Raw genomic sequence first — 13512 nt, 5'->3', positions numbered from 1 at the left:
GCTGTTGGAGCCTACGGTGCCGAAAAGGGGGCTGTCAATGGACGATTTCAGCGCCAAAGATGCCGTTTTTACAGTGTGGACGGTAGGCTGGTGAGTGTCCATAATATGGATAGTCTGGGCAGATTAAACGCAAACTGCGAGGAAAAAAGATGTCTTCATTACCGGTCCAAGGCGCACAAGTCGTCAGCCGTGTCGCGTCCCTGCTGCGCATTGTTGGACGGAAACCGGAAGGTTCCCCGCTCGTGGAACTCGTCAGGGAATCCGGGCTCACCCGCCCCACCGTGCACCGGCTGCTTTCCTCGCTGGCCTCCGAAGGCCTGCTGGACCAGGACCCGCAAAGCGGAAACTGGGTGCTGGGACCGGAGATCCTGCTGATGGGTTCCGTTGCCTCAGCCCGCTTCCCGCTCGAGGACATCGCCCGGCCCAGCCTCCGCCGGCTCGCCGAGGAGACCGGAGAAAGCGCGTTCTTCTCCATCCGCCGCGGAGCGGAAACGGTGTGCCTGCTCCGCGAGGAGGGCAGCTTCCCGGTGCGTTCCTTTGTGCTCCACGAGGGCGTCCGCTTCCCGCTGGGGGTGGCGTCTGCCGGAACCGCGATCATGGCCTTCCTGCCTGAGGCGGAGCAGGAGGAGCTTCTGGCGGACTGGCCCACGCACGCGGGCAATTTTGCTGCGGCGCACACCGAAGCCCTGGTCCGGGATAACCTGGCCAAGACCCGGCAGGCCGGCTACTCAGTCAACCCCGGACTGGTGCTGGAGGGCAGCTGGGGGATGGGCGCAGCGGTATTCGACCAGCGCGGGCGCCCGGCCTGGGCGTTGTCGCTGACCGGGATTGAGCCGCGGTTCCGAGGCGACAGGCAGGAGATGCTGGGCCGCCTCCTGATGGAAGAGGCGCACCGGATCTCCACGCTGCTGACCCGTTCGCAGGGCCGTTCCTAGCGCCCGGACGATTGCGCCGGACTATCGACAAATGGTGCGCCCCGGAGCACGATTTAAACTGCAACGGCGATGTCCAACCGTCCGGACCGGCCGCCATGACGCTGGCCTCATCCGGTCTTCTCCGTGGCCAACGAATCTACAGTCGCATCCCTCAGGGGAGTGCGGGCGGGCCGCCGGAGCATAGTGACTGCAGACCCGCCCGAGCCTGGGTAGGCGCGGGCGCAGGAGAGTGCCGGAACCGGCCGACCGGTTTCCCGGCGTAGACGAAAAACAGGGAACACAACGAAGGAATGAGTCTTATGGCTCTCCACCAAGAAAGCCGCCACATTCCGCGCCTGGTGCGCGCCCTCGTGGCGGCGTTAATCTCGCTGCTAATGCCCGTGGCAGTTGGCGGCATCGCCGTCGCCGACGGCGGAAAGTCAGCCCGGACCTGGACTGTGCAGGTCGGTTCCGAATCATCGGACCAGGCGATTCAGGGGATGTCGTTCCTCCCCGAAAATATTTACATCAATGCCGGGGATAAAATCACCTGGAAGGCGAACTCAGCGGAAATCCACACCGTCACCTTCCTCGCTGAAGGCCAGTCGCTGGAGTCCACGCAGCCGTTCAACCCGGCCAATCCGCAATACGTGAATCAGCAGGGCGGAAAGTCCTACGATGGAAAGTCCTACTTCAACTCCGGTGTGATGACCAACGTTTCCGACAGCGGTTTCAACGAGGTGGGACGCTACACCCTGAAATTCCCGGATTCCGGCGAGTTCACGTACTACTGCCTGGTCCACGGGATGGCCATGAAGGGCACCGTGCATGTGCGGGTGGCCGGGACAGACTACCCGTACACTCAGTCGCAGTATGACCGTCAGTCACAGAAGCAGGAGCGGAAGATCCTGCGGGACGGCAAGGACCAGTGGGAGGCGGCGCGGGCCAAAGCCGACAACCACACCGTCATCGCGGGAACTGACAATGAGACGGCCATGCTCATGCGGTTCGTCCGCGACCACATCGTGGTGCACGTTGGCGACACGGTGACGTTCGTCAATGACGGCATGGGAGCCCCGCACACTGTCACCTTCGGTGAGGAACCGGCAGATGAGTTTGCCGCCGTGGGCGATCCCGCTGACTTCACCGGCGGGGACCTCAGCTCCGGCCTGATGCTGCCGAAGAGCACCTTTACCGTGAAGTTCAACAAGGCCGGAGAGTTTGATTACATCTGCGCCCTGCACGACTTCATGGGAATGAAGGGCACTGTGGAAGTCAGGGACTGAACCTATGGGCGTCAGAATGCAGTTTGCGGAATTTGGCAGCCCCGACGTGGTCACCCCGGCTGAGGAGGAGCTGCCTCCGCCGGGCAACGACGAAGTGCAGGTGGCCGTCCGAGTCGTCGCCGTCAACCCGGTGGACTGGAAGGTTGTTGCCGGCTACCTGGAGCGGTTCTTCCCGCTGCAGCTGCCGGCGGTTCCGGGCTGTGAAGCGGCGGGAAAGGTCACGGCTGTCGGCAACGGCGTCACAGACTTCGGGGTGGGCGAAGATGTCATCTGGAACGGGATCGTCGGCGGCTACCGCACCGTTGCCAACTTTCCGGCCGGCCAGCTCACGCCCAAACCGGTGGGCCTGGATTTCGAGCAGGCAGCATGCATGGCGATAGCCGGAGGTGCCGCGTATTCCGCCCTTGTCCAGCTGGGGGCCGGTCCGGGGGATACGGTGCTGGTCCACGGTGCGGCGGGAGGCGTGGGCTCGGCGGCCGTGCAGATCGCCCGGAACCTCGGTGCCCGCGTCATCGGCACCGCTTCAGAGCCGAACCATGAGTACCTTCGCGGTCTCGGAGCCGAACCCGTGACTTATGGCGAGGGACTCGTGGACAGGGTCCGCTCCCTGGGCGGCGTCACCGCAGTGATGGACACCGTTGGCGGACAGGAGACGACGGCGGCGATCGTCGAGTTGCTGGGCGGCCACGGCACCGCCGTGACCACTGTGCCCGGGAAAGCGTCCAACGCCGCCGGAATTGCCCGGCTCCGGCTGCTGGACGGAAGGGTTGCGGAAGCGGCCAGGCTGGCTGCCGACGGAAAGCTGCGCTTCAACATCCAGGAACGGCTCCCTCTCACCGACGCGGCGCGGGCGCTGGACATCAGCCGCGCCGGCCACGTCCGGGGCAAGCTCGTGCTTATTCCGTAGGAGTCGGGCCGCGCTACTTCCACCACGTATCGAAGATGGTGACCGGGACAGTGCGCTTGTGGCGGGTGCGGAGGTACTTCTGCTCGATCGATTCGGCAACGGCGTCCGGGACGCCGCGGCCTTCCAAGTAGTCGTCGATCTGGTCGTAGCTCAGTCCAAGCTCGTCCTCGTCCGTGCGGCCGGGCTTGCCGTCGAGCAGGTCTGCCGTGGGCACCTTCTCCCAGATCCGGGCAGGCGCGCCGAGCTCGGCGAGGAGTGCCCTGTTCTGGCGCTTGTTCAGCCCGAACAGAGGCAGGATATCCGCGCCGCCGTCGCCAAACTTGGTGAAGAAGCCGGTGACGGACTCGGCGCCGTGGTCCGTACCGATGACCAGGTAGTTGTGCTCGCCGGCGAGGGCGTACTGCGCGATCATGCGGGTGCGGGCCTTGGTGTTGCCCTTGTGGAAGTCGGAGATACCATTGCCCACGGTCTTCTCGAATTCGTCCTCAAAGCCGTCCACCGCAGCGGAGATGTTGAACGTCCACTCGGTCTTGGCCTTGATGAAGTCCAGGGCGGCCTGGGCGTCGTCCTCGTCGTGCTGCACACCGTAGGGGAGACGGACCGCCACGAAATTGGCGTCCGTTCCTTCCGCCGCGAGCTCTTCAACGGCCAGCTGGGCAAGCCGTCCCGCGAGCGAGGAATCAAGGCCTCCGGAGATGCCCAGGACGAAGCCTTTGGTATTTGTCGCCTTGAGGTAATCCTTCAGGAACGTGACGCGTTTGCGCACCTCCCCGGCGGGGTCGATCCGGGGCTGGACGCCCATTTCTTCAATGATCCTGGCCTGGAGTTCGCGCATGTGATCCAGACTAGTCAGCAGTGTCAACCATGCTCAACTGTGTCTGCCTGAATCAGCCCCGGAATTACTGTGTCCCAAGCCCCGGCGCAGCCGGCGTCGGCGCAGGCCCGGTGGAGCCGCGGACGGTCAGATGCGTGGGCATCACGGAACGGCTGCGGGTGCCGCCGCCCGCCAGCGGGTTCAGCTGGGCCAGCAGCATGGAGACTGCCACGCGGCCGGCCTGTTCGATCGGGGAGGCCATGGTGGTCAGCGGCGGATTGCAGAAATCAGCGCCGAAGATGTCGTCGCAGCCCACAATGCTCATGTCCTGCGGAACACGGATGCCTCGTTCGCGGAGGCGCTGGAGCATTCCGATGGCAATGAGGTCGTTGAACGCGATGCAGGCAGTCACCCCGCTGTGCACGGCGGCGTCCGCGGCTGCTGCGCCGGACTGTGTCTTGGGAGCGAAGGGCCCCAGCCTGCGCACCTCCACGCCGCGTTCCTTGGCTGCCTCGGACAGGGCCGTCCAGCGCCGCGTGCTCGACTGGGACGTTGCGGGTCCGGCGATGTAGGCGATGCGCTTGTGGCCCAGCGAAACGAGGTGGTCCAGGGCCTGGCTGGTGGCTGACGGGGTATCAATGAGGACGGCGGGAACGCCGGGGACGTCGCGGTTGACCGTGACCATCGGCATCTTCGCCGCAGCCGCGAGCAGGGCGTCGTCGCTCAGCCGGGAGGCGGCCACCACAATCCCGTCGGCACTCTTGCGCAGCTGCTCCATGGTGCTGGCCTCCACCTCATCGGATTCCTCCGTGTCCACCAGCAGCTGGGTGTATCCGGCCGCCTTGAGCTGGAGCTGGGTGCCCCGGATGAGGTCGAAATAGAACGGGTTGGTGATGTCCGGAACCAGCACTCCCACTGCGCCGGTGCGGCCGGAGCTCAGCGCCTTGGCCTGGCTGTTGGGGATGTAGTTCAACTGCGCCGCGGCCGCCTCGATCCGCTGCCGCGTCCTGATGTTGACGCGGTCAGGCGTGGAGAGCGCCCGGGACACGGTAGAGGCCGCCACACCGCAGAGCGCGGCAATGTCGTGGATGGTGGGCGGGCGGTCCACAGCTGCTGGTTGCGTCGTAGCCACGGCGCTCCTCTCTGAACGTGGTGGCCGGACCGTGACGGCCGGGTCGGGTAGGCGGGCCTGTGACTGCCGCCACAGAACCGTTCTGCAAAGGATGCCACAGATTGTCAAAGTTTGGCAACCGGTTGTCATACCAGATTCGGCTGGCTAAACTGGGCTGGACACCGTTTGTGAACTGCGTCACCGCACTGGAGCCTGAATGACAGCTGCCCGGCGCGGCGGCCGCGAGCCCCAGGAGATCCGCGTGAGCGAAACAACCACCGCAGTCTGGCCCCTCTCAGGTTTCGGGGACGAGATAGATCCGGATCCTGCGGTGCAGGCCGCGGTCCTGCTGGCGCTGGGGGCAAGCCACATCGAGGTGCGCAGTGCCTGGGGTACCAACGTCTCCGAGCTTGAACCGCCGCAGGTAGCGGCCCTCAAGGAAATCCTTGATGAAAAGGGCCTCAAGGTCTCGGCCGTCGCCAGCCCCATCGGCAAGGTGGACGTGAGCCTCCCGGTGGAACACGAACTGGACCGGCTGCGCCAGATCATTTCCGTGGCCAAGGGCCTGGACACCAAATACATCCGGATCTTCTCCTTCTACCGCGCCGGGGACCAGAGCGCCGAAGACATCCGCGACGACGTCATGGTCCGCATGGGTGCGCTGGCAGCGCTGGCTGCGGAGTCCGGCGTCGTGCTCCTGCATGAAAACGAAAAAGGCATCTTCGGTGACACTCCCGAGCGGGTCCTGGACCTCATGAAGACCGTGGATTCCCCGGCACTGCGCATTGCCTGGGACAACGCCAACTTCGTCCAGGTGGGCGTCAAGCCGTACACCGACGGCTATGCCATGCTGCGGCCGTACCTTGAGTACTTCCAGGTCAAGGACGCTCTGGCCGGCACCGGCGAAGTGGTTCCCTCCGGCGAGGGCGACGGCGAACTGGATGCCACCATCGCCGCGCTGAAGGCGGACGGTTTCACCGGCTTCGCCTCGCTGGAACCTCACCTGGCCAGCGCCCATGAGCTGGGCGGTTTCTCGGGCCCGATTGCGTTCGGCATCGCGGCCCGGGCCTTCGCGGCGCTTGCTGCCAAGAACGGGGTTGAACTCTCTTGAGCACGACGGCGGCCGTCATCGGCTGCGGCGATGTTTCCGCCGTGCACTTCGAAGCGGTGGCAAAGCTCGACGGCGCCACGCTGGTTGCGGTCTGCGACTCGGATCCGCACCGGCTGGCGGCCGCGACGGCCGCCCATGGCGTCCCCGGCTTCGCCGACCACCTCAGCCTCATCGAGGCGGTCCGGCCGGACGTGGTGCACATCTGCACCCCGCACGACCAGCATGCCTCGCTGGCCGCGGACTGCCTGGAACGCGGCGTCAATGTGATCGTCGAAAAGCCGCTGGCCCACACGCTGGCGGAGGGCCGGCGGCTGGTCGAGGCCGCCTCAGCAGGTACCGCGAAAATCGCGGTGTGCTTCCAGAACCGGTACAACGCGACGTCGCAGGCCATGCACGCCCTCCTGCAGTCCGGCGAGCCGGGCGCGGTGGTGGGGGCCTCCGCAACGGTCATGTGGCAGCGCTCCGCCGAGTACTACGAAAGCCGGCCGTGGCGCGGGACCTGGGCAGGCGGCGGTGGCGGTCTCATGATGAACCAGGCCATCCACACCGTGGACCTGCTTCAGTGGCTGGTGGGGGATGTCGTGTCCGTCACCGGCAACGCTTCCACCCGCTTCCTGGCCGGTGCCATCGAAGTGGAGGACACCGCGGAGTTCGTCGCAGAACATGAGGGCGGGGTCCGGAGCGCGTTCTATGCCACCCTGGCCAATGCCTACAACGCCCCCGTAACGCTTGATGTGGTCACGGAGAAGGCGGTTCTGAGCCTGCGCGGCGACCTTACGGTGACGCATGCGGACGGCCGCGTGGATGTCATTCCGGAGCGCACGAGCGAGTCCGGCGGCCGGTCCTACTGGGGGGTCTCGCACGAATTGCTGATCAACGACTTTTACGGCCGGCTTGATGACCCGGAGCCGTTCTGGATCAGCCCCGCAGAGGCCGAAAAATCACTGCGCATCATCAAGGATGTCTACCGGCAGAGCTACCCGGAGTCGGCTGACAGGGTGTCCTGAGGCGTGGCTGCAATGGCGCCCGAGGCCTTGTCGAAGCAATCGGTTGCCTTCCGCGTGCTCCTGTACTAATGACCCATTTCGGGACAAAAAAGAAATACTGCAACATTTTTGACAATCGGTTGCCAAGCAAGGCAACTGTGCGTACTGTGAATCCCACAAGGCAGATGTGGTCCAGGCCACACTCGCCGCATTTTGCAAGTCTCACGTTCCACGGATCCTAGGAGCCAACAATGAAGTTAGGTCCCAAGGCGGCAGCAGCCGCCCTCGTACTCAGCGCCTCGCTGGCGCTCACCGCATGCGGCGGGGGCGCCGGAGCGGGCTCGAACGCCGGCGCTGCTCCAACATCACTCACCCTGGGCACCCTCCGCGACATCACTTCCTGGGATCCTGCCCAGGCCCACGTCGGCCATGCCCTGCAGCCGTACCAGGCAGCGTATGACACCCTGATCCTGCGCGAACCGGACGGCAAGCTCAGCCCGATGCTGGCGACGGCGTGGAAGTACAACGACACCAACACCAAGCTCACCGTGGACCTCCGGACCGACGTCACCTTCAGCGATGGCGCCAAGTTCGACGCCGCAGCAGCAAAGGCCAACCTGGACCACTTCAAGAAGGCCAATGGTCCCCAGATGGCCCAGTTGGGTTCCGTGTCGGACATCGCCGTGGTGGACGACGACACCATCGACATCAACCTCAGTGCAGAAGAGCCCGCACTGGAGTACTTCCTGAGCCAGGCAGCCGGCCTGATGGGAAGCCCCCAGTCCCTTGGTACTGACGCCATCAAGACCCTACCGGTGGGCTCCGGACCGTACGTGATGGACAAGGCAGCTTCGGTGAAGGACTCGCAGACGGTCTTCACAGCACGTGATGGCTACTGGAACAAGGACCTCCAGAAGTACAAGAAGTTGACCCTCAAGATCCTCACCGATCCCACAGCCCGGACAAACGCCCTGGTTTCCGGCCAGGTAGACGCGACCCTCCTGGATCCCAAGAACGGTAAGCAGGCCGAGGGCGCCAAGATGAAGCTTGAAGCGAACCAGGTGGACTGGTCCGGCTTGCTGCTCCTGGACCGGGAGGGCACCAAGAACCCGGCCCTGGCCAACGTCAAGGTCCGCCAGGCCATCAACCACGCATTCGACCGCAAGACCATTTTGGAACAGGTCATGCTCGGCCAGGGAACTCCCACCTCGCAGCCGTTTGGCAAGGACAGCGGCGCCTGGACTGAAGAGCTCGAAAACTACTACAGCTACGATCCCGCCAAGGCCAAGCAACTTTTGAAGGAATCCGGCTTCGAAGGCAACGTGACTATCGACGTCCCCACCCTTCCGGGAGCTGAAACGCTCATCTCGGTTCTCCAGCAGCAGCTCGCTGACGTCGGAATCACCCTGAAGCCGGGCGCCGCGATCACCAACACGTTCACCGCGGACGTTGCAGCGCAGAAGTACCACGCGTTGTTCTTCAACCTCTTCCAAGGTGAGCCCACGGTAGCGATCGACCAGATCGTCTCCACCAAGGCCCTCTACAACCCGTTCAAGAACACCACCCCGGAGCTTGAGGCCAAGATCCAGGCTGTGCGCACCGGTGGCAAGGACGCAGGCAAACTGGCCCAGGACGTCAACAAGTATGTGGTGGAGCAGGCTTGGTTCGCGCCGCTGTTCCGCGTGAACCAGATGTACTACCACAACGACAAAGTGAACGTCACCCCGCAGGCACAGCAGGCCGTTCCGTCCATCTACAACTACTCGCCCGCCAAGTAGGACCCCATGATCAAGTTCATTGCGAAAAGGCTGGGCAGCGGGCTGGTGGTTTTGTTCGTAGTCTCGGCACTCACCTTCACTTTGCTGTACACCTCCAGCGGCAGTATTGCCCGGAACATCCTGGGTGACCAGGCCACCCCGGAGCAGGTTGCCCTGAAGGAACAGGAGCTGGGACTCGACCAGCCACTGGTGACCCGTTACTTCGCCTGGTTGGCCGACGCCCTCTCAGGAAACCTTGGAGCTTCGTGGTTCACCTCGGAACCGGTGGCCAGCTCCCTGGCTACGCGTATCCCGGTGACCATGACGATGGTTTTCACCGCAATGATCCTGATCGCCATCTGCGCAGCACTGATCGGTGTTGCCGCAGCGGTCAAGCGCGGCTGGGTGGACAGGGTGGTCCAGGTGGGCGCGATCGTTGGCGACTCCATCCCGGGGTACGTCATCGGCGTGTTCCTTGTGACCCTCCTGGCCATCCAGCTGGGCTTCTTCCCGGCCACCAGCACCATCTCTCCCGAGGTGGGTCCGGAGGCGTGGGTCTACTCGATGACCCTTCCGGTTATCGCCCTGCTGATCAACGGCGTGACCGGCGGCGCACAGCAGATCCGCAGCGCCGTGATCAAGCAGCTTGAGCGCGACTACGTCCGGACACTGCGCAGCCGGGGCATCGGAGAGCGGGAAATCCTCTTCAAGCATGTGCTGCGCAGCGCGGCACCGGCAGGCCTGACCGTCCTGAGCCTGCAGCTGATCGGCATGCTGGGCGGCGTGGTGATCATCGAGCAGATCTTTGCCCTTCCCGGAATGGGGCCGCTCGCGGTCACCGCCACCGGCCAGTCCGATCTTCCCGTGGTCATGGGCGTCGTGATGTACACCGTGGTGGTGGTCATCGTGGTGAACCTCCTGGTGGACATCCTCAATGGTTGGCTCAACCCGAAAGTGCGTGTGTCATGAGCGATTCCGTAGAAACAGCGGCGGTAACAGCCGTCCCCGCCCCCGCTACGACGGGGCAGAGCGGCACAGTGGTCCGTTCCACCGTGATGCGCCGCCTCCTCAGGAACCCGATGGGCATCGCCTCGCTGGTGATCCTGGGATCCATCGCCTTGCTGGCCGTCTTCGCCCCGGTCCTTGCCCCGTTCGAGGAGAACTTCGCGAACATCACCAAGACCCTGGCACCTGCAGACCCGGTGAACATCCTGGGCACGGACAGCGCCGGACGCGACACCTGGAGCCGCCTGCTCTTCGGTGCGCAGCTCACGCTGTTGTCCGCACTGCTGTGCGCGGGTGTTGCCATCGCCATCGGCCTCCCCGCCGGCCTGATCGCCGGCTACTACGCCGGGAAGTTCGAGGCCGTCTCCAACTGGGTGGTCAGCATCCTCATGAGCCTGCCGGGCCTGATCGTGCTGCTCACCATCCGCGCAGCGTTCGGACCCTCGGTATGGATTTCGATGATCGCCTTCGGCGTCCTCATCAGCCCGTCCTACTTCCGCTTGACCCGCACCGCTGTCCAGTCGGTGCGCAACGAGCTCTATGTCGATGCAGCCCGGGTGTCCGGGCTCTCCGACTGGAGCATCATTGCCCGCCACATCTTCTCCGTGGTCCGCGCACCCATCATCATCCAGACCGCAGCCATCGCCGGCGTGGCCATCGCGATCCAGTCCGGACTTGAGTTCCTGGGACTCGGCGATCCCACCAAGGCAACCTGGGGCGTGATGCTCTCCGAAGGCTTCAAGAACGTTTACCTGACCCCCACGCTGCTCTTCTGGCCCGCCCTCGCCATGGCGCTCACCATCGGCGGCCTGGTGCTGCTCGGCAACGCCATCCGCGACGCGCTGGAAGACGGCGAAAAGATCAAGCACCGCAAGAAAAGGGCCGCGCCGGAAGGCGCGGGAGCGAGCACGACGGCGGCATCCGCCACGGCGCGCCAGCCGCGTAAGTCCGCGGCCGCCGTCGACGCCGGAACCGAGCACCACCTTGTAAAGGTGACCAATCTCGGCGTCGGCTATCCGCAGGCGGACGGCTCCGTCAAGAAGGTGGTGGACGACGTGTCCTTCCACGTGGACCGCGGCGAGATCCTGGGCATCGTGGGTGAATCCGGATCGGGGAAGTCCCAGACGGCGTTCTCCATCCTCGGCCTGCTGCCGGACAACGCCCGCATTGTGGGCGGCGCCATCCAGTTCGATGGAAACTACACCGTGGCTCCGGGCGACGAACGCGTCAACCAGGCGCGGCTGTCCAAGCTTCGGGGCAAGCGGATCTCCTATATTCCGCAGGAGCCCATGAGCAACCTGGACCCCGCCTTCACCATCGGCTACCAGCTGGTCACGCCCATGGTGCGGGTATTGGGGATCTCCAAGGAGGAGGCCCGCAGGCGGGCGCTGAAGCTGCTGACCGACGTCGGGATCGCCAACCCGGAACGAACGTTCAGCGCCTATCCGCACGAAGTCTCCGGGGGCATGGCCCAACGTGTGCTGATCGCCGGTGCCATCAGCTGTGAACCGGACCTGGTGATCGCCGACGAGCCCACCACCGCCTTGGACGTCACGGTGCAGGCCGACGTGCTGGACCTCTTGCGCGAGCTCCAGCAGCGCCTGAACATCGGCGTCGTCCTGGTGACGCACAACTTCGGCGTAGTGGCCGATCTTTGCGACCGTGTGGTCGTGATGCAGAACGGCCGCCTCGTTGAGGAAGGATCCGTCCGCGATATCCTCCGCAACCCGAAAGAGCAGTACACCCGGACTCTTCTGGCATCGATGCTCGAAGGCAAAACCCCCATGTCCATGCTTGTATCCAGCCAGAAGGAGCCGGTCGCATGAGCACTCTGGAAGCTACGCAGAACGCCCCGCTGCTGACGGTGGACAACCTGGTTGTCGAATACCCCAGCAAGAAGTTCCGGGCCAAGCCGTTCCGGGCCTTGACGGACATCAACATCACCATCGGCCAGGGCGAGACCCTCGGCCTGGTGGGGGAGTCCGGCTCCGGCAAGACCACCCTGGGCCGGGCGGTCCTTGGCCTCGCCCCGGTGACCGGCGGCAGGATCACCTTTGAAGGCGAAGACATCAGCCACGCCTCACGCAGGCAGCGGCGGACCCTGAGCCGCGACCTCCAGGTGGTCTTCCAGGATCCCTACACCTCGCTCAACCCCGCCCTGGAAATCGGCGACATCCTGGCCGAGCCCCTCGGTGTACAGGGCATGGCGCAGACTGCCGCCAAGAAGCGCGTCAAGGAACTTCTTGACCAGGTGGGCCTGCCCTCCGATGCCATCCACCGCCTGCCGCGGGAGTTCAGCGGCGGCCAGCGCCAGCGCGTCGCGATCGCCCGGGCACTGGCCCTCTCGCCCAAGCTGATCGTCTGCGACGAGCCCGTCAGCGCATTGGACCTGTCCACCCAGGCCCGGGTGCTGGACCTGTTCCTGCAGATCCAGAAGGACACCGGAGTTTCGTACCTGTTCGTCTCGCACGACCTTGACGTGGTTCGCCACATCAGCCACCGCGTGGCCGTGATGTACCACGGCGAAATCGTCGAGCAGGGACCTGCCGAAGTAGTGACCCGCGACCCCGAACACCCTTACACCCAGCGTCTCCTGCTGGCGTCCCCGGTACCCGATCCGGACCGGCAGGAACAGCGCCGGGCGGATCGCCACCGGTTGCTGGACATCCAGCGGCAACAGACCGAACAGGCCGGCGCCCTCGCCTGACGGCAGGCGCAGGATTTAACACAACAGGTACAACAACGGAGGAATCACGTGGCCAAAATAGGCGTGCAGGCGATGATGTTGAAGGACAGCTTTGCGGAGATCGGCGCTTTTGAAACGCTCCGCAAGGTCAGCGCGATCGGGTACAACGCCGTCGAAATTTCCCAGATCCCGATGACCGCGGAGAACGTGGCCGAACTGGACCGCTCCCGTTCGGAGCTGGGCATGGACATCGCGGCGTTGTCCGTCGCGATGGAAACCCCCAAGGGCCGCCCCGGCGATTCGCTCCAGGACCACTTCGACAAGATCGTGGACGACGCGAAGCGCCTGGACTCAAAGCTTCTTCGGATCGGAATGCTGCCCTTCCCGGCAATGAAGTCGATCGGTGCAGTCGTTGACTTCGCGAAGCAGGCCAACGACTACGCCGAACGCCTGCAGGAACAGGGCCTCGGCCTGTACTACCACAACCACCACATCGAGTTCGCGAAGTTCGACGGCAAATTCATGCTGGACATCATCGCCGAGAACTCCCCGGCCATGGGCATGGAAATCGACGTGCACTGGGTACAACGAGGAGGCCTCGACCCCGTCCGGACCCTGGAAAAGTACGCCGGGCGCACCGCCATGGTGCACCTGAAGGACTACCGGATCGGCCAGCTGCCGCAATCAGCTTTCGGGCTGCTGGATTCAGGCGACGTCATGGGATTCATGGCGGAGTTCAAGAACGTGGTCCAGTTCGCCGAAGTGGGCGAAGGCAACCTGGACTTCCCCTCGATCATCCCGGCCGCGCAGGCAGCCGGCGCCGAATACATGCTGGTTGAACAGGATGAACTGTACGGCCGCACCGTCTGGGATGCGCTGCAGACCTCCCACGACAACCTAGAGGCCATGGGCCACGCCGACCTCTTCTAGCCGGG

12 protein-coding genes are annotated in these 13512 nt (G+C 64.5%); 10 read left to right on the top strand and 2 right to left on the bottom strand.

The features are described 5' to 3' along the window. The first annotated feature begins 149 nt into the window (after positions 1–149). The 3 genes from ASF98_RS10425 to ASF98_RS10415 all read left to right on the top strand — a co-directional run bounded on the left by ASF98_RS10425 (position 150) and on the right by ASF98_RS10415 (position 3107). Positions 150–935, top strand: a complete 786-nt coding sequence (locus ASF98_RS10425) for an IclR family transcriptional regulator (protein ID WP_055801167.1) — start codon at positions 150–152, stop codon at positions 933–935. 299 nt (positions 936–1234) lie between these two features. Beyond that, on the top strand, positions 1235–2200 hold the full coding sequence (locus ASF98_RS10420; RefSeq protein WP_055801163.1) for a plastocyanin/azurin family copper-binding protein: 966 nt from the start codon (positions 1235–1237) through the stop codon (positions 2198–2200). 16 nt (positions 2201–2216) lie between these two features. Then, positions 2217–3107, top strand: a complete 891-nt coding sequence (locus tag ASF98_RS10415; RefSeq protein WP_235505801.1) for an NADP-dependent oxidoreductase — start codon at positions 2217–2219, stop codon at positions 3105–3107. Between the two features lie 13 nt (positions 3108–3120). Here ASF98_RS10415 and nadE read toward each other — a convergent pair whose 3' ends face one another. Next, complete coding sequence (gene nadE, locus ASF98_RS10410; RefSeq protein ID WP_055801159.1) at positions 3121–3942, bottom strand: ammonia-dependent NAD(+) synthetase; 822 nt, start codon at positions 3940–3942, stop codon at positions 3121–3123. Between the two features lie 64 nt (positions 3943–4006). Next, a complete protein-coding gene (locus ASF98_RS10405; protein ID WP_235505798.1) occupies positions 4007–5053 on the bottom strand; it encodes a LacI family DNA-binding transcriptional regulator in 1047 nt (348 codons plus the stop codon). A 241-nt stretch (positions 5054–5294) separates the two neighbouring features. Here ASF98_RS10405 and ASF98_RS10400 point away from each other — a divergent pair, with 241 nt between their 5' ends. The 7 genes from ASF98_RS10400 (at position 5295) to ASF98_RS10370 (ending at position 13507) form a co-directional block, all read left to right on the top strand. Next, a complete protein-coding gene (locus tag ASF98_RS10400) occupies positions 5295–6143 on the top strand; it encodes a sugar phosphate isomerase/epimerase family protein (protein WP_055802405.1) in 849 nt (282 codons plus the stop codon). Then, a complete protein-coding gene (locus ASF98_RS10395) occupies positions 6140–7150 on the top strand; it encodes a Gfo/Idh/MocA family protein (RefSeq protein WP_055801155.1) in 1011 nt (336 codons plus the stop codon). Before ASF98_RS10400 ends, ASF98_RS10395 begins: the two co-directional genes overlap by 4 nt. Positions 7151–7380: 230 nt before the next feature. Then, positions 7381–8907, top strand: a complete 1527-nt coding sequence (locus ASF98_RS10390) for an ABC transporter substrate-binding protein (RefSeq protein WP_055801152.1) — start codon at positions 7381–7383, stop codon at positions 8905–8907. A 6-nt stretch (positions 8908–8913) separates the two neighbouring features. Next, positions 8914–9855: an ABC transporter permease gene (locus ASF98_RS10385; RefSeq protein ID WP_055801150.1), complete on the top strand. Its 942-nt coding sequence runs from the start codon at positions 8914–8916 to the stop codon at positions 9853–9855. After that, positions 9852–11717 (top strand): dipeptide/oligopeptide/nickel ABC transporter permease/ATP-binding protein, encoded by a 1866-nt coding sequence (locus ASF98_RS10380; RefSeq protein WP_055801146.1) that lies wholly within the window; start codon positions 9852–9854, stop codon positions 11715–11717. The genes ASF98_RS10385 and ASF98_RS10380 overlap by 4 nt, the downstream gene beginning before the upstream one ends. Further along, positions 11714–12598: an ATP-binding cassette domain-containing protein gene (locus tag ASF98_RS10375; RefSeq protein ID WP_055801143.1), complete on the top strand. Its 885-nt coding sequence runs from the start codon at positions 11714–11716 to the stop codon at positions 12596–12598. Before ASF98_RS10380 ends, ASF98_RS10375 begins: the two co-directional genes overlap by 4 nt. Positions 12599–12646: 48 nt before the next feature. After that, the gene (locus ASF98_RS10370) at positions 12647–13507 is read left to right on the top strand and encodes a sugar phosphate isomerase/epimerase family protein (RefSeq protein WP_235505791.1); all 861 of its coding nucleotides are present in this window, start codon (positions 12647–12649) and stop codon (positions 13505–13507) included. The last annotated feature ends 5 nt before the right edge of the window (positions 13508–13512 follow it).

Source organism: Arthrobacter sp. Leaf337 (assembly GCF_001423745.1).
GTDB lineage: Bacteria > Actinomycetota > Actinomycetes > Actinomycetales > Micrococcaceae > Arthrobacter.
This window is presented reverse-complemented; position numbering and strand designations above follow the sequence as displayed.